The sequence below is a fragment of the Azohydromonas sediminis genome (genome assembly GCF_003574675.1).
Classification (GTDB): domain Bacteria; phylum Pseudomonadota; class Gammaproteobacteria; order Burkholderiales; family Burkholderiaceae_C; genus Calidifontimicrobium; species Calidifontimicrobium sediminis.
This window is the reverse complement of the sequence record NZ_QOAZ01000003.1, coordinates 37,053-53,087: the sequence shown is the minus strand read 5'-3', so window position 1 is coordinate 53,087 and position 16,035 is coordinate 37,053. Positions and strand designations below refer to the sequence as shown.

Annotated in this window: 14 protein-coding genes and 2 riboswitches; of the genes, 3 read left to right on the top strand and 11 right to left on the bottom strand. The window is 70.4% G+C overall.

The features are described from left to right. Nucleotides 1–24: 24 nt before the first annotated feature. The 6 genes from gcvH to DRV96_RS02915 form a co-directional block, all read right to left on the bottom strand. The gene (gcvH, locus tag DRV96_RS02940; RefSeq protein ID WP_119287566.1) at nt 25–399 is read right to left on the bottom strand and encodes a glycine cleavage system protein GcvH; all 375 of its coding nucleotides are present in this window, start codon (nt 397–399) and stop codon (nt 25–27) included. Between the two features lie 23 nt (nt 400–422). Next, complete coding sequence (gcvT, locus tag DRV96_RS02935; protein WP_119287563.1) at nt 423–1,571, bottom strand: glycine cleavage system aminomethyltransferase GcvT; 1,149 nt, start codon at nt 1,569–1,571, stop codon at nt 423–425. A 45-nt stretch (nt 1,572–1,616) separates the two neighbouring features. Further along, a riboswitch (glycine riboswitch) is annotated at nt 1,617–1,728 on the bottom strand. A gap of 10 nt (nt 1,729–1,738) precedes the next feature. After that, a riboswitch (glycine riboswitch) is annotated at nt 1,739–1,838 on the bottom strand. Next, entirely contained in the window at nt 1,836–2,492 is a 657-nt protein-coding gene (locus DRV96_RS02930; RefSeq protein WP_119287560.1) for an aspartate/glutamate racemase family protein, read from the bottom strand. It overlaps the preceding riboswitch by 3 nt. Then, nucleotides 2,489–5,086 carry a TRAP transporter permease gene (locus tag DRV96_RS02925; RefSeq protein ID WP_119287558.1) on the bottom strand — a complete coding sequence of 866 codons (2,598 nt, stop codon included), beginning with the start codon at nt 5,084–5,086 and terminating at the stop codon, nt 2,489–2,491. Before DRV96_RS02925 ends, DRV96_RS02930 begins: the two co-directional genes overlap by 4 nt. Nucleotides 5,087–5,208: 122 nt before the next feature. Further along, the gene (locus DRV96_RS02920; protein WP_119287556.1) at nt 5,209–6,195 is read right to left on the bottom strand and encodes a TAXI family TRAP transporter solute-binding subunit; all 987 of its coding nucleotides are present in this window, start codon (nt 6,193–6,195) and stop codon (nt 5,209–5,211) included. A gap of 110 nt (nt 6,196–6,305) precedes the next feature. After that, nucleotides 6,306–7,640, bottom strand: coding sequence for an aspartate aminotransferase family protein (locus tag DRV96_RS02915; RefSeq protein ID WP_119287784.1), 1,335 nt, complete (start codon nt 7,638–7,640; stop codon nt 6,306–6,308). Between the two features lie 98 nt (nt 7,641–7,738). On the opposite strand from DRV96_RS02915, the gene DRV96_RS02910 reads away from it, so the two are divergent. Genes DRV96_RS02910 through DRV96_RS02900 form a run of 3 tightly spaced genes read left to right on the top strand, consistent with a single transcriptional unit; the run spans nt 7,739 to nt 11,152 of the window. Next, a complete protein-coding gene (locus DRV96_RS02910; protein WP_119287553.1) occupies nt 7,739–8,200 on the top strand; it encodes a CoA-binding protein in 462 nt (153 codons plus the stop codon). 21 nt (nt 8,201–8,221) lie between these two features. Then, complete coding sequence (locus tag DRV96_RS02905) at nt 8,222–9,523, top strand: O-acetylhomoserine aminocarboxypropyltransferase/cysteine synthase family protein (protein WP_119287551.1); 1,302 nt, start codon at nt 8,222–8,224, stop codon at nt 9,521–9,523. 48 nt (nt 9,524–9,571) lie between these two features. Then, nucleotides 9,572–11,152, top strand: coding sequence for an aldehyde dehydrogenase family protein (locus DRV96_RS02900; RefSeq protein WP_119287549.1), 1,581 nt, complete (start codon nt 9,572–9,574; stop codon nt 11,150–11,152). Between the two features lie 34 nt (nt 11,153–11,186). Here DRV96_RS02900 and DRV96_RS02895 read toward each other — a convergent pair whose 3' ends face one another. From DRV96_RS02895 to DRV96_RS02875, 5 genes are all read right to left on the bottom strand, one after another. Then, nucleotides 11,187–12,077, bottom strand: coding sequence for a branched-chain amino acid ABC transporter permease (locus tag DRV96_RS02895; protein WP_210756960.1), 891 nt, complete (start codon nt 12,075–12,077; stop codon nt 11,187–11,189). 107 nt (nt 12,078–12,184) lie between these two features. Continuing rightward, complete coding sequence (locus DRV96_RS02890) at nt 12,185–13,072, bottom strand: branched-chain amino acid ABC transporter permease (RefSeq protein ID WP_119287544.1); 888 nt, start codon at nt 13,070–13,072, stop codon at nt 12,185–12,187. Between the two features lie 67 nt (nt 13,073–13,139). Next, nucleotides 13,140–14,351, bottom strand: a complete 1,212-nt coding sequence (locus tag DRV96_RS02885; RefSeq protein ID WP_119287542.1) for an ABC transporter substrate-binding protein — start codon at nt 14,349–14,351, stop codon at nt 13,140–13,142. 50 nt (nt 14,352–14,401) lie between these two features. Beyond that, a complete protein-coding gene (locus DRV96_RS02880) occupies nt 14,402–15,112 on the bottom strand; it encodes an ABC transporter ATP-binding protein (protein WP_119287540.1) in 711 nt (236 codons plus the stop codon). Then, on the bottom strand, nt 15,105–15,881 hold the full coding sequence (locus tag DRV96_RS02875) for an ABC transporter ATP-binding protein (RefSeq protein WP_119287781.1): 777 nt from the start codon (nt 15,879–15,881) through the stop codon (nt 15,105–15,107). The genes DRV96_RS02880 and DRV96_RS02875 overlap by 8 nt, the downstream gene beginning before the upstream one ends. Between the last annotated feature and the right edge of the window lie 154 nt (nt 15,882–16,035).

Sequence of the window (16,035 nt, the reverse complement as noted above, 5' to 3'; positions counted from 1 at the left end):
CGGTCGGAGGGAGTGAGAGGGGGGTCAGAGCGTCTTCAGCAGCGCGTCGTAGGCGGGCGGGTCCATCAGCTCGTCGAACTGCTCCATGTGCGTGACGTGGACCTTGAAGAACCAGCCTTCGCCCATCGGGTCCTTGTTGGCCAGCGACGGGTCGGCGCGCAGCGCCTCGTTGACTTCGACGATCTCGCCCTCGACCGGCATGTAGACGTCGGCCGCGGCCTTGACCGACTCGACGACGCCGGCGACCTCGCCCTTCTTGTAGGTGCGGCCGACCTCGGGCAGGTCGACGTAGACCACGTCGCCGAGCGCTTCCTGCGCGTGCGGCGTGATGCCGACGACGGCGGCCTCGTGGTCCTCGATGTTGATCCACTCGTGGTCGGGGGTGAACTTGGTCGTCATGGGAGGCTCCGGTTCGGGGGTGTTCAGCCGCGGTGGTAGCGGTGGGGAGTGAAGGGAAGGGGCGTCACCTTGAGCGGCTGCAACTTGCCGCGCACGTCGGCCCAGATCTCGGCGTTCGGCTGCGCGTGCTCGACGCTGACGTAGCCCATCGCGATCGGCACGCCGAGCGTCGGCGACGTCGTGCCGCTCGTGACGCGGCCGAGCTTGTGGCCGCGGCGGTCCTGCAGCACCGCGCCTTCGCGCACCGGGATGCGCTCGAGGCCGGTCAGGCCGACGCGGCGGATCGTCGCGCCGCGCTCGAGCTGCAGCGCGATCGTCTCGGCGCCGGGGTAGCGCCCGGCGCGCGCGCCGCCCGGGCGGCGCACCTTGGCGACCGCCCACGCGAGGCCGGCCTCGACCGGCGTCGTCTTCTCGTCGATGTCGTGGCCGTACAGGCACAGGCCCGCTTCGAGGCGCAGCGTGTCGCGCGCGCCGAGCCCCGCGGGCTTGACCTCGGGCTGCGCGAGCAGCGCGCGCGCGAGCGCCTCGGCGTCGTCGCGGTGCACCGAGATCTCGAAGCCGTCCTCGCCGGTGTAGCCGCTGCGCGTGACGAAGCACTCCGCGCCGCGCAGGCCGACCTCGTGCGCCGCGAGATTGAACTGGCCGCCGGTCATGAAGGTCAGCGCCGCCACCGCGGGGTTCAGCCGCGACAGGGCCGTCACCGCCTTCGGCCCCTGCAGCGCGAGCAGCGCGCGCTCGGGCAGCGGCTGCACGAGGCAGCGCGAGCCGAGGTTCGTCACGAGGTGGCGCAGGTCGGCGTCCTTGCACGCGGCGTTGACGACGAGCAGCAGGTCGTCGGCGCCGTCGTGCACGCGGCGCGTGACCATCAGGTCGTCGAGGATGCCGCCGGCGGGGTTCGTGAACAGCGCGTAGCGCTGCTGGCCCGGCGCGAGCCCGACGATGTCGGCCGGCACCAGCGACTCGAGCGCCGCCGCGGCCTCTTCGCCGGCCAGGCGCACCTGGCCCATGTGCGAGACGTCGAACAGCGCCGCCGACTCGCGGCAGTGGCGGTGCTCGGCGAGGATGCCGCCGGGGTAGTTGACCGGCATCTCGTAGCCGGCGAACGGCACCATGCGCGCGCCGAGTTCGACGTGCAGTGCGTGCAGGGGGGTCTTCAGAAGCGGTGCGGACATCGTGCTCTCCGGAAGGGCCGTCGATCCACCGCCATCGTGCCGGTGGAGCCCCTCGCTGTCCGCTTTACCTGAGAGATTGGCGGGGGCGCTCTCGAAGCGCCTGCCGCTTGCCCCTTCGGTGGACCGCGTGCCGCGGTCTCTCTCCAGCGTGGTGACGCTTCCTGCGGAAGCGCTCGCCAGTCCTTTTGCCTGAGCGTTCGAGGGCGAGCCTCTGCGCCTTCGGCGGCCGCGGCGCCAAGGCCCGCGGCTCTCTCCTGACGGGCGTCAGTGTAGCCGAGCGCGCAGCGCGCGCACCGCGCTGTCGACGGTGGTGAGCACCGGCACGCCGCAAGCGGCCTCGACGCGGGGGCGCGCGCGCGCGAGGCTGAACTGCGCCAGCGCGATCACGCCGCAGCCTTCGCGCTCGACGAGGTGCCGCGCCGCCTGCGCGGCGAGCTCGTCGTGGCGCGCCGTGTCGCCGCGGTTCAGCGCGTCGAGCGCGCCGTCGGCGAGCGCGGTGCGCAACTCGACCGCCGGCGGGAACTCGGGTGGCATCGAGCGCAGCGTCGGGCCGAAGGTCGCGACCAGCCCGATGCGCACACCGCGCGTGGTCGCGAGAGCGGCGGCGTCGTCGACCATCGCCTCGTTGGGCTTGAGCACCGGGATCGACGCGTGCCGCCGCTTGACGGCGTCGATGCACGGCCCGAACGCCGAGCAGGTGAACAGGATGCCCTGCGCGCCGGTGCCGACCGCGTAGTCGGCCAACGCGAGGAAGCGCCGCGTCATCGCGTCGTCGATGCCGGTGGGCGATGCGGCGAGGTCGGCCGACAGGCTGTCGTCGAGCAGGTTCATCCGCGTCGCCTCGGGCCAGGCGCGTGCGAGCGCGTCGTTGACCGGCGCGATCGAGTGCGCGAGCGCGTGGATCAGTGCGATGCGTGTCATGCCGCAGCGGGGTGGGAGGCGAGCCCGCGCTTGAGCCGCGCGCGCTGCGCGGCGACGACGACGCCGAGCAGCAGCAGTGCCGGCAGATACATCCACTCCTTGGGCGGACGGTCGGCGGGCATCTCGATCTGCGTGATCCTGAAACCCTGCTCGAGACCGAGCTTCTCCGCGGTCGAGCCGAACTGCACCGCGGCGATCTGCACCTCGTCGCCGAGCGTCATCACCGTCAGGCCGATGCGCCGCAGCCGCTCGCGTGCCGGCCCGGGGTTGCCCAGCGGCAGCAGCACGCCCTTGCGGATCTCCTTGCCGTCGAGGTTGACGCCCTCGACCCACACACGCTTGCGCTCGCCGGCGGGCGCGGCCTCGACCAGCGACATCAGTTCGCTGGCCGGGCGCTCCTCGTACGGCGGGTAGACCATGTCCCACCAGTACCCAGGGCGGAACAGCGTAAACGTGACGAGCAGCAGTGCCGCCGTCTCCCACCAGCGCGACTTGACGAGGAAGTAGCCCTGCGTCGCGGCGGCGAAGACCAGCATCGCGACCACCGCGCTGGCCACCGTCAGCGCCAGGTGCAGCGGCCCGGTGATGCCGATCAGCAGCAGCTGCGTGTTGAAGATGAACAGGAACGGCAGGATCGCCGTGCGCATGCTGTAGAAGAACGCGGTGACGCCGGTCTTGATCGGGTCGGCGCGCGAGATCGCTGCCGCGGCGAACGACGCCAGCCCGACCGGCGGCGTCACGTCGGCCATCAGCCCGAAGTAGAAGACGAACAGGTGCACCGCGATCAGCGGCACGAGCAGGCCGCTTTGCGCGCCGACCTCGACGACGACGGGCGCCATCAGCGTCGAGACGACGATGTAGTTCGCCGTCGTCGGTAGGCCCATGCCGAGGATCAGGCTGATGACGGCCACCAGCACCAGCATCAGCATCAGGTTGCCGCCGGAGAGGATCTCGATGATCTCGGTCATCACGAGGCCGATGCCGGTCAGCGACACGGTGCCGACGATGATGCCCGCCGCGGCGGTGGCCACGCCGATGCCGATCATGTTGCGCGCGCCGGCTTCGAGTCCGGCGACGAGCTCCTTCAGCCCGAGCGCGAACGCGCCGCCGAGACCGCCGCGGCCGCGCATCCACGCGATCAGCGGGCGCTGCGTCAGGATCACGAAGATGATGAACATCGTCGCCCAGAACGCCGACAGCGCCGGCGACATCTGCTCGACCATCAGGCACCAGATCAGCACGACGACGGCGAGCAGGTAGTGCAGCCCGCTGCGCAGCGTCGGGCCGGTCTCGGGCAGCTCGAACACCGGCGCGTTCGGGTCGTCGAGCGTGAGTTCGGGCTCGCGCGTGCCGATCCACAGCAGGCCGAGGTAGGCGGCGAACACGCCGACGCCGATGACGAAGATCGCTGCGTCGCCGAGCGCGGCCTTGAGCCAGCCGATGCCCCAGTAGACGGCGCCGGCGAGCACGACGAAGCCGCTGACGGTGAGGCCGAACGCCAGCAGCCGCTGGCCGAAGGTCGACGTCGTGCGCCGCGGCAGCCCCTGCAGCCCGGCCTTCAGCGCCTCGAGGTGGACGATGTAGACCAGCGCGATGTACGAGATCACGGCCGGCAGGAACGCGTGCTTCATCACCTCGGTGTACGGGATGCCGACGTACTCGACCATCAGGAACGCCGCTGCGCCCATCACCGGCGGCATGATCTGGCCGTTGACCGAGCTCGAGACCTCGACCGCGCCGGCCTGGTCGCCGCGGTAGCCGACGCGCTTCATCAGCGGGATCGTGAACGTGCCGGTGGTCACGACGTTGGCGATCGAGCTGCCGCTGATGATGCCGGTGGCCGCCGACGAGACGACCGCCGCCTTGGCCGGGCCGCCCCGCATATGGCCGAGCAGCGCGAACGCGCTCTTGATGAAGTAGTTGCCGGCGCCGGCCTTGTCGAGCAGCGAGCCGAACAGCACGAACAGGAAGATGAAGCCGCTCGAGACGCCGAGCGCGACGCCGAACACGCCTTCGGTCGTCAGCCAATAGTGCGACATCGCGCGCGCGAGCGACGCGCCCTTGTGCGCGATCAGGTCGGGCATGTACGGCCCGGCGAAGGTGTAGCCGAGGAAGACCAGGGCCACGATCACCATCGGCAGCCCGAGCGCGCGCCGCGTGGCTTCGAGCAGCATCGCGATGCCGACGATCGCGACCGCGAGGTCGAACTCGGTCGGCTGGCCGGGGCGGGTGGCGAGCTCACGGTAGAAGAAGAACAGGTAGGTGGCGCAGAACGCGCCGACGATGGCGATCACCCAGTCGGTGATCGGCACCTGGTGCCGCGGCGAGCGCGCGAACGCCGGGTACGCCATGAACGCGAGGAACACCGCGAAGCCCAGGTGCACCGCGCGCGACTGCGTGTCGTTGAACACTCCGACGCCGAGCGCGAACGGCAGCGGCGAGGCGATCCACAGCTGGAACAGGCTCCACGCCAGCGTGACGACGAGGATCAGCTTCGCGACGATCGGGCCCGGGTTGCGCCCGCCGGTGTCGGTGTCGGCGGCGAGCTGGGCGACGTCGATCTCGGCCATATCGGGCTTGTTCTTGCGCAGCATCGGGGTGGCTCCTCCTCGCGGGATGCGGGCACGGTCGGATCAAAAAAGGCCCCGTGCGGGGCCTTCGGGCGCGCCGGCAACGGCGGCACGGGGTTCGCGCGCCGGTGCCGCCGGCACGGGGCTTACATCCAGCCCTTTTCCTTGTAGTACTTGACCGCGCCGGGGTGCAGCGGCGCCGAGATGCCGTTCTTGATCATTTCCTTCGGGTCGAGCGCGCCGAACGCCGGGTGCAGCTTCTTGAACTCCTCGAAGTTCTCGAACACCGCCTTGGTCAGCTCGTACACCGTCGCCTCGGGCACCTTGGCCGAGGTCACGAAGGTGGCCATCACGCCGTAGGTGGGCGTTGGGTTCGGGTGGCCGGCGTACAGCCCGCCGGGGATGTTGACCTTGGCGTAGTACGGCGCGCCGGCGACGAGCTTGTCGATCGCCGGGTGCTGCAGCGGCACGAGGCGCGCCCCGCAGGTCGTGATCGGGTCCTGGATGTTGGCGCTCGGGTGGCCGACGCCGTAGAAGAAGGCGTCGATCTTGTTGTCGCACAGCGCCGGGCCGTGCTCGTCGGCCTTGAGTTCGGCGGCGAGCGCGAAGTCGCGCGCCGTCCAGCCGAGCGCATTCATCAGCTCTTCCATCGACGCGCGCGTGCCCGAGCCCGGGTTGCCGATGTTCACGCGCTTGCCCTTGAGGTCGTCGATCTTGGTGATGTTGGCTTCCTTGCGCGAGAGCACTGTGAACGGCTCGGGGTGCAGCGAGAACACGGCGCGCAGGTCGGCGAACTTGCCGTCCTTCTCGAACGCCTTGGTGCCGTTCATCGCGTGGTACTGCCAGTCGGACTGCGCGACGCCGAAGTCGAGGTCGCCCGAGCGGATCGTGTTGATGTTGAACACCGAGCCGCCGGTCGATTCGACCGAGCAGCGGATCCCGTGCTTGGCGCGGTCCTTGTTCATCAGGCGGCAGATCGCGCCGCCGGCGGCGTAGTACACGCCGGTGACGCCGCCGGTGCCGATCGTGATGAACTTCTGCTGCGCGAGCGCCGGCGTGGCTGGCAGCGCGAGCGCCAGCGCGGCGGCGGCGAGCAGCGGGCGCAGGGCGGGGATCTTGCGGATCGAGGTCATGCAGTCACTCCTGAATGCGATGGGGGTGGCCGCGTCGTCGACGCGACGCGAAGCGTGGATTCTTGCACCGGCGACGCGGCGTCACCCGCGGGTTTCACCGCAGCGGCGGCTCACGCGGCGGTGGCCGCCAGCGCCGCGTCGATCGCCGCGGCGAGCCGCTCGACGATCGCGTCGAGTTCGGCATCCGACACGATGAACGGCGGCGCGAGCAGCACGTGATCGCCACGCCGTCCGTCGATCGTGCCGCCCATCGGGTAGACCATCAGCCCGCGCGCCATCGCCTCGCGCTTGACGGCCGCGTGCAGCCGGCGCGCGGGGTTGAACGGCGCCTTTGTCGCGCGGTCGGCCACCAGCTCGACGCCCCAGAACAGCCCGCGGCCGCGGATGTCGCCGACGTGGGGGTGGGTGCCCAGCGTCGCGCGCAGCCGCTCGGCGAGGCCGTGCCCCTGCCGCTGCACGCGCTCGAGCAGCGCGTCGCGCTCGATGACCTGCTGCACCGCGAGCGCCGCCGCGCACGCCACCGCGTGGCCGATGTAGGTGTGGCCGTGGTGGAACATGCCGCTGCCGCGCGCGAACGCATCGACGATGCGCCGCTGCGCGAGCACGGCGCCGATGGGCTGGTAGCCGCCGCCGAGGCCCTTCGCGACCGTCAGCAGGTCGGGCACGACGCCTTCCTGCTCGCACGCGTGCAGCGTGCCGGTGCGGCCCATGCCGCACATCACCTCGTCGAGGATCAGCAGGATGCCGTGGCGGTCGCACAGCTCCCGCACGCCCTTCAGGTACCCCGGCACAGGTGTCAGCGCGCCGGCGGTCGCGCCGACGACCGTTTCGGCGACGAAGGCGATCACGCGCTCGCCGCCGAGGCGGTCGATCGCTTCGGCGAGTTCGGTCACCAGCCGCTGGCCGTACTGTTCGGGCGTCTCGTCGGCACGTCGGTCGCGGTATTCGTAGCACGGCGAGACGTGCGTGACCGGGATCAGCAGCGGCGCGAACTGGCGCCTTCGCCACTCGTTGCCGCCCACTGCGAGCGCGCCGAGCGTGTTGCCGTGGTAGCTCTGCCGCCGGGCGATGAAGTGCTCGCGCTGAGGCTGCCCGATCTCGACGAAGTACTGCCGCGCCATCTTCAGCGCCGCCTCGACCGCTTCCGAGCCGCCGCTGACGAAATAGGCGTGGCTCGTGCCGGGGGGCGCGTGCGCGACGAGGTGGTCGGCGAGCTCCTCGGCGACCTCGGTCGTGAAGAAGCTCGTGTGCGCGTAGGCCAGGCGGTCGATCTGCGCGTGCATCGCGGCGATCACGTCGGGGTGGCCGTGACCGAGGCACGAGACGGCGGCGCCGCCCGACGCGTCGAGGTAGCGGCGACCGTCACGGTCGATCAGCCAGCAGCCTTCGCCGCCGACGGCGACGGGCAGGGGGAATTTCAGCTGGCGGTGCAGGACGTGGCTCATGGCGGTCGGGTCGGTCAACAGACGGTCGGACGCGGGTCGCGGGGGCAGGGAAGCCACGATTGTGATCCGTGTCCGGCCCGCTACAGTCGACGCCCAGCATGCAAGACGAAATCGCCACGCTGCGCCGCATCCTGCGCAACTGCCGCACGATCGCCGTCGTCGGCCTGTCGGCCGACTGGTTCCGGCCGAGCTACTTCGCAGCCAGTTACCTGCAGGGCAAGGGCTACCGCATCGTGCCGGTCAACCCGAAGTACCCCGAGATCCTCGGCGAGAAGAGCTATGCGCGGCTCGAGGACATCCCGTTCCCGGTCGACATGGTCGACGTGTTCCGCAAGCCCGCCGACCTGCCGCCGATCGCGGCGAGCGCGGTGGCCATCGGCGCGAAGTGCCTGTGGCAGCAGCTCGGCGTGGCCAACGCCGAGGCCGACGCGATCGCACGTGCCGCCGGCCTCGACAGCGTGATGGACCGCTGCGTCAAGATCGAGCACGCGCGCCTGTTCGGCGGCCTGCACTGGGTCGGCGTCAACACCGGGGTCATCTCGGCCAAGCGGCCGCACTGACACGACCGCAGAAAGCACACCGTGGCCGACCGCCGCTTCCACCCCGAAACGCTGGCGATCCACGCCGGCCAGATCCCCGACGCCGCGACCGGCGCGCGTGCGCTGCCGATCTACCAGACGACGAGCTTCGTGTTCGACAACGCCGACCACGCCGCGGCGCTGTTCAACCTGCAGACCTTCGGCAACGTCTACTCGCGCCTGTCCAACCCGACGGTGGCCGCGCTCGAGGAGCGCGTCGCCGCGCTCGAGGGCGGCCGCGCCGCGGTGGCCGCCGCCAGCGGCATGGCCGCCGAGGCGCTCGCGCTGATGACGATCCTGCAGGCCGGCGACCACGTCGTCGCCGCGGGGGCGCTGTACGGCGGCACCGTGACGATGCTCGCCGTCAACCTCGCGAAGTTCGGCATCGAGACGACCTTCGTCGACGCGACGCGGCCGGAGGCCTTTGCCGCCGCGATGCGGCCGAACACGCGTGCCGTGTTCGCCGAGAGCCTGGGCAACCCGAGCCTCGCGGTGCTCGATATCGCCGCGGTGGCCGACGTCGCGCACGCGCACGGCGTGCCGCTGGTGATCGACAACACGGTGCCGAGCCCGTTCCTGTGCAACCCGATCGCGCACGGCGCCGACGTCGTCGTGCACAGCGCGACGAAATACCTCGCCGGCCACGGCACGACACTGGGCGGCGTCGTCGTCGAGGGCGGCAGGTTTCCGTGGGACAACGGCAAGTTCCCGGGCATGACGGAGCCGAGCCCCGGCTACCACGGCGTGCGCTTCTACGAGACCTTCGGCGACTTCGGCTTCACGATGCGCTGCCGCATGGAGACGCTGCGCGTCTACGGCGCGGCGCTGGCTCCGATGAGCGCATGGCAGATCCTGCAGGGCGTCGAGACGCTGCACGTGCGCATGGAGCGTCACTGCACGAACGCGCGCAAGGTGGCCGAGTTCCTGCGCGCGCACCCGCGCGTGCGCTGGGTCAACTACCCCGGGCTGCCCGATCATCCGCAGCACGCGCTGCTGGCGCGCCAGATGCGCCACGTCGACGGCGCGCCGGGTGCGTCGGGGCTGCTCGCGTTCGGGATCGACGGCGGGCTCGACGCCGGTGTGCGGTTCATCGAGGCGGCGCAGTTCATGAGCCACCTCGCCAATATCGGCGACGTGCGCACGCTCGTGATCCACCCGGCGTCGACGACGCACCGCCAGCTCGACGAGGCGCAGCAGCGCGCCGCCGGTGTCACGCCCGACATGATCCGCATGTCGGTCGGTCTCGAGCACGTCGACGACATCCTGTGGGACATCGACCAGGCGCTCGCGAAGGCGGGCGCGTGACCGGCTGCGCGGCAGCGCGATTCCTTCGACCCCTGACCCAGCGACACGATGAGCGACACGCCCCCCGCCTTCCGCCTGACCTACGCGACGATGTTCGACCCGCCGGCGCAGTTGCACGAGCGCTTCGACGAGGCCCTGCAGCGCGTGCGGGCACAGCTCGGCGCCGACCACGCGATGACGATCGGCGGGCAGCGCCGTGGCGGTGCGCAGTGGATCGACAAGCGCGCGCCTGCCGACGCGCGCCTGCAGCTCGGGCGCTTCGCCGCCGGCACCGCCGCCGACGCGCGGGCCGCGGTGGACGCCGCGCGCGCGGCCGCGCCCGCCTGGGCGGCTACACCCTGGCGCGAGCGCGTCGCGCTGCTGCGCCGCGCGGCACAGCGCATCGAGGCGCGGGTGTTCGATCTGGCCGCCGCGGTGGCGCTGGAGGTCGGCAAGAACCGCATGGAGGCGCTCGGCGAGGTGCAGGAGACGGCCGACCTGATCGCCTGGTACTGCGACCGCATGGAAGAAGCCGACGGCTTCGAGCGGGCGCTGCCCGACGACCCGCTGCCGGGCTGGCGCAGCCACAACCGCACGCGGCTGCGGCCTTACGGCGTGTGGGCCGTGATCGCTCCGTTCAACTTCCCGTTCGCGCTGGCCGGCGGGCCGGTCGGCGCGGCGCTGGTGGCGGGCAACACGGTGGTGTTCAAGACCGCCAGCGACACGCCGTGGAGCGGGCGGCTGCTGATGGACGTGTTCGAAGAGGCGGCACTGCCGCCGGGCGTCGTCAACCTCGTCGCCGGCGCCGGCGGCGAGGTCGGCGACGCGCTGGTGGGCGCGCCCGACGTCGCCGGCGTCACGTTCACCGGATCGCACGAGGTCGGCACGGCGCTGCTGCGCCGCTTCGCCGCCGGCACGCGCCCGCGGCCGGTGATCGCCGAGATGGGGGGCAAGAACCCGGCGATCGTCACGCACCACGCCGATCTGGACCGCGCTGCCACCGGCATCGTGCGCTCGGCATTCGGGCTGCAGGGGCAGAAATGCTCGGCGTGCTCGCGCGTGTACGTCGAGCGCAGCGTCGCCGACGCGCTGCGCGAGCGGCTCGTCGAGCGCACGCGCGCGATCGCGATCGGCGATCCGGTGCTCGCGGCGCACTGGATGGGGCCGGTGATCAACGCCGCCGCGGTGGCGCGCTACCGGCGGGCGGTCGACGAGATCCGCGCCGGCGGCCGCGTCGACGTCGGCGGCGAGGTGCTGCAGGCGGGTGACTTCACGCACGGCCACTTCGTCGCGCCGACCGTGGCGCGCGTGCCCTATGGGCACCGTCTGTGGCGCGACGAGCTGTTTCTGCCGCTCGTGCTCGTCGGCGAGGTCGAATCCCTCGACGAGGCGCTGGCGCGCGCCAACGACAGCGACTACGGATTAACCGCAGGCTTCTACGGTGCCCCCGACGAAGTCGAGGTGTTCCTCGACCGCATCGAGGCCGGCGTCACCTACGTGAACCGGCCGCAGGGCGCGACCACCGGCGCGTGGCCCGGCTACCAGCCCTTCGGTGGCTGGAAGGGCAGCGGCAGCACCGGCAAGGCGATCGGCTCGTTCTGGTACCTGCCGCAATACCTGCGCGAGCAGTCGGTGACCGTCGTCGAGTGACGGCCGCGCGCACAGGGCGCCGCTGCGGCAGCGCCTACAGCGACTTCTTCAGTGCGTGCCCGATCTCGCCGACGATGCCGCGCCGAAACGCCAGCACGCACACGACGAAGATCACGCCTTGCACGACGGTGACCCACGCGCCCAGCGGCGCGAGGTAGTTCTGCATCGTCACGATCACCGCGGCGCCGACGATGGGGCCGAAGATCGTGCCCAGCCCGCCGACCAGCGTCATCAGGACGACCTCGCCCGACATCGTCCAGTGCACGTCGGTCAGCGACGCGAGCTGGAACACGATGGCCTTGGTCGCGCCGGCCAGGCCGGCCAGCGTCCCGGAGAGCACGAACGCGACGAGCTTGTAGCGGTCGGTGTCGTAGCCTAGCGAGATCGCGCGGTTCTCGTTCTCGCGGATCGCCTTGAGCACCTGGCCGAACGGCGAATGCACGACGCGGTAGATCAGCGCGAAGCCGCCGAGGAACACGGCGAGCACGACGGCGTACATCGCCAGCGGCTGCGACAGGTCCACGACGCCGAACAGGTGCCCGCGCGGCACCGCCTGGATGCCGTCCTCGCCGCCAGTGAAGGGCGCCTGCAGGCTGAAGAAGAACACCATCTGCGCGAGCGCGAGCGTGATCATCGCGAAGTAGATGCCCTGGCGGCGGATCGCGAGCGAGCCCGCGACGACGCTGAGCAGGCCAGCGCACAGCGTGCCGAACAGGATCGCGAACTCGGGGTTGAACCCCCACACCTTGGCCGCGTGCGCCGACGCATAGCTCGCCGAGCCGAGGAACATCGCGTGGCCGAACGACAGCAGCCCGCCGAAGCCGATCAGCAGGTTGAACGCGCAGGCGAACAGCGCGAAGCACATCACCTTCATCAGGAACACCGGGTAGGCCACGGCCGGCGCGACGGCGAAGAACAGCGCCATCACGACGAACAGCGTCAGGTGCAGACGCGCCTGCGCGTCGCGGCGTGCACCGCTGTCGGCCGGCGCGATCGCGCCTCGCGCGAGGGGGGAGGTGGGGGCGCTCATCGCTATTTCTGTGTTCCGAACAGCCCGGCAGGACGCACGAGCAGCATGATGGCCATGATGATGAAGATCACCGTGCTCGAGGCTTCGGGGTAGAAGACCTTGGTCAGCCCTTCGACCAGGCCGAGCCCGAATCCGGTGACCACCGAGCCGAGGATCGAGCCCATGCCGCCGATGACGACGACGGCGAAGACGACGATGATCAGGTCCGCGCCCATCTGGGGGCTGACCTGGTAGATCGGCGCGGCCATCACGCCGGCCAGCGCGGCCAGCGCGACGCCGAAGCCGTAGGTCAGCGTGATCATGCGCGGCACGTTGATCCCGAACGCCTGCACGAGCTGCGGGTTCTCGGTGGCTGCGCGCAGGTAGGCGCCGAGCTTGGTGCGCTCGATGACGTACCAGGTGGCCAGGCACACGATCAGCGAGGCGACGATGATCCACGCCCGGTAGTTCGGCAGGAACATGAAGCCCAGGTTCTGGCCGCCTTGCAGCGCCTCGGGAATCGCGTAGGGCTGGCCGGAGGAGCCGTACTGCTGGCGGAACAGGCCCTGGATGATCAGCGCCAGGCCGAAGGTCAGCAGCAGGCCGTAGAGGTGGTCGAGCTTGTACAGGCGCGACAGCATCGTGCGCTCGATCACGACGCCGGTGGCGCCGACGACGAGCGGCGCGATCAGCAGCGCCCACCAGTAGCCCAGCCCGAACTTGTTGAGCAGCCACCACGCGACGAACGCGCCCATCATGTACTGCGCGCCGTGCGTGAAGTTGATGATGTTGAGCAGGCCGAAGATCACGGCCAGCCCGAGTGACAGCAGCGCGTAGAACGCCCCGTTGATGAGGCCGATCAACAGCTGCCCGAAAAGGGCCTGCGTGGGGATCCCGAAGATCTCGGTCATGGCGCTTCGAATGGGCCGGCGCCGCGCGTGCGCGGCGCCGGCGTGGGGGCTCAGCCGCCGGGGGCGCTCACTTGACGAGGGGGCATTCGCCCTGGTTCAGCGGGCGGAAGGCTTCGGCCGCCGGGATCGTCGCGCGCAGCTTGTAGTAGTCCCACGGCCCCTTCGACTCGGCCGGGGTCTTGACCTCGAACAGGTACGCCGGGTGGATCTTGCGGCCGTCGGCGCGGATCGACCCCTTACCGAACAGGGGGTCGTCGGTGGGCATCTTCTTCATCTGTTCGATGACCTTGGTGCCGTCGTCGCTCTTGAGCGCCTCGACCGCCTTCAGGTAGTGCAGCACCGCCGAGTAGACGCCCGCCTGCACCATCGACGGCATGCGGCCGTTGTGGCGCTCCGCGAAGCGCTTGGACCAGGCGCGGGTCTGGTCGTTGAGGTCCCAGTAGAAGGTCTCCGTCAGGATCAGCCCCTGCGCGGTGTTCAGACCGAGGCTGTGGATGTCGTTGATGAACACCAGCATCCCGGCGAGGTTCTGGCCACGGCGGGTCAGACCGAACTCGGCGGCTTGCTTGATCGAGTTGATCGTGTCGCCGCCCGCATTGGCCAGGCCGATGATCTTGGCCTTCGACGCCTGCGCCTGCAGCAGGAACGAGCTGAAGTCGGTGCCGGGGAAGGGGTGGCGGACCTTGCCGACCACCTTGCCGCCGTTCTTGACGACGACGGCCTCGGTGTCGCGCTCGAGCGCGTGGCCGAACGCGTAGTCGGCGGTCAGGAAGAACCAGGTGTCGCCGCCGGTCTTGACGATCGCACTGCCGGTGCCGTTGGCGAGCATCCAGGTGTCGTAGGTCCAGTGGATCGTGTTCGGGCTGCACGCCTTGCCGGTCAGGTCGGCGGTGGCCGCACCCGAGACGAGGAAGGCCTTGCCCTTCTCGCGCGTGATCTGGTTGATCGCCAGCGCCACCGACGAGGTCGGCACGTCGACGATGACGTCGACGCCGTCACGGTCGTACCAGCTGCGCGCGATCGTCGACCCCACGTCGGGCTTGTTCTGATGGTCGGCGCCGAGGATCTCGACCTTGAGCCCCTTGGCGGCGGCACCGAAGTCCTCCACGGCGAGACGCGCGGCGACCAGCGCCCCCGGCCCCGAGATGTCGGCGTACAGGCCCGACATGTCGTTCATCACGCCGATCTTGATCACGCCATCGGAGATCTGCGCCTGAGCGCCGCCCGCGCCGAGGGCGCAGGCGGCTGCGACGAGCGCCGACACGATACGCAGCTTCATGGACTTGTCCCTTTCTTTGGTCGAATCACCGATCCGGCTCGCGCCGGCCCTCACACGCCGAGCACCTCGTGCAGCATGTCCTGCTTGGCCGCCAGCTCGCTGGCAGCGTACGACTCGATCACGCGGCCGTGCTCGATCACGTAGAAACGGTCGGCCAGCGGCGCGGCGAAGCGGAAGTTCTGCTCGACCATCACGATCGTCAGTCCCTTGTCGCGCAGCGTGCGGATCGCGCGGCCCAGCGCCTGCACGATCACTGGCGCCAGCCCTTCGGAGATCTCGTCGAGGAGCAGCAGCTTCGCGCCGGTGCGCAGGATGCGCGCCACCGACAGCATCTGCTGCTCGCCGCCCGAGAGCCGGCCGCCGGGGCTCGCACGGCGCTCCTTCAGGTTGGGGAACATCGCGTAGATCTCGTCCAGGCTCATTCCGCCGGAGGCGACCGCGGGCGGCAGCAGCAGGTTCTCCTCGCAGGTCAGGCTGGCGAAGATGCCGCGCTCTTCGGGGCAGTAGCCCACGCCCAGGTGCGCGATCGCGTGCGGTGGCAGGCCGATCGCCTCGGTGCCGTTGATCATGATCGACCCGCTGCGCCGACCGACCAGCCCGAGGATCGCGCGCAGCGTCGTCGTGCGCCCGGCGCCGTTGCGGCCGAGCAGCGTGACGACTTCGCCGCGGCGCACCTGGAGGTCGACGCCGTGCAGGATGTGCGACTCGCCGTACCAGGCGTGCACGTCCGTCAACCGCAGCAGCTCGACGCCTTCAGCCATGCGCGCCCTGCAGTTCGACTTCGGCGCTGCCCATGTAGGCTTCGAGCACCTGCGGGTTCTTCGACACCTGCTCGTATCGGCCCTCGGCGATCACGGCCCCTCGCGCCAGCACGGTGATCGTGTCGGCGATGCGCGCGACGACGTTCATGTTGTGCTCGACCATCAGCACGGTGCGGTTGGCGGCGACCTTCTTGATCAGCTGCGTGACGAGGTCGACGTCCTCGTGGCCCATGCCCTGCGTCGGCTCGTCGAGCAGCATCAGCTTCGGTTCCATCGCCAGCGTCGTCGCGATCTCGAGCGCGCGCTTGCGGCCGTAGGGCAGCTCGACGGTGACGACGTCGGCGAACTCGCGCAGCCCGACGGTGTCGAGCAGCTCGAGCGCGCGGCCGTTGAGCGCATCGAGCGTGCGCTCGGAGCGCCAGAAGTGGAACGACGTGCCGAGCTGGCGCTGCAGTGCCACGCGCACGTTCTCCAGCACCGTCAGGTGCGGGAACGTGGCCGAGATCTGGAACGAGCGGACGATGCCGCGGCGTGCGATCTGCGCCGGCTTCTCGGCCGTGATGTCGCTGCCCTCGTAGAGGATCTGCCCGCGCGTGGGCGGCAGGAACTTGGTCAGCAGGTTGAAGCAGGTCGTCTTGCCGGCACCGTTGGGTCCGATGAGTGCGTGGATCGTGCCGCGGCGCACCCGCAGGTCGACGCCGGCGACGGCCACGAAGCCCTTGAATTCTTTGACGAGACCGCGGGTCTCGAGGATGACGTCGGTGGTCATCGGCAGGCAGCGCATCGCGCCGCCGTTGTCTGATTGAACGGCGGCATTATTCGGTGGCGGCCGCGCTGCCCGCCATCGGGTTTGTGCCTAACGTCGACGGTCCGCGGGCCGCAGCCATCGCGGCGCGCCTGATTACCATACGGTCGCCCGACCA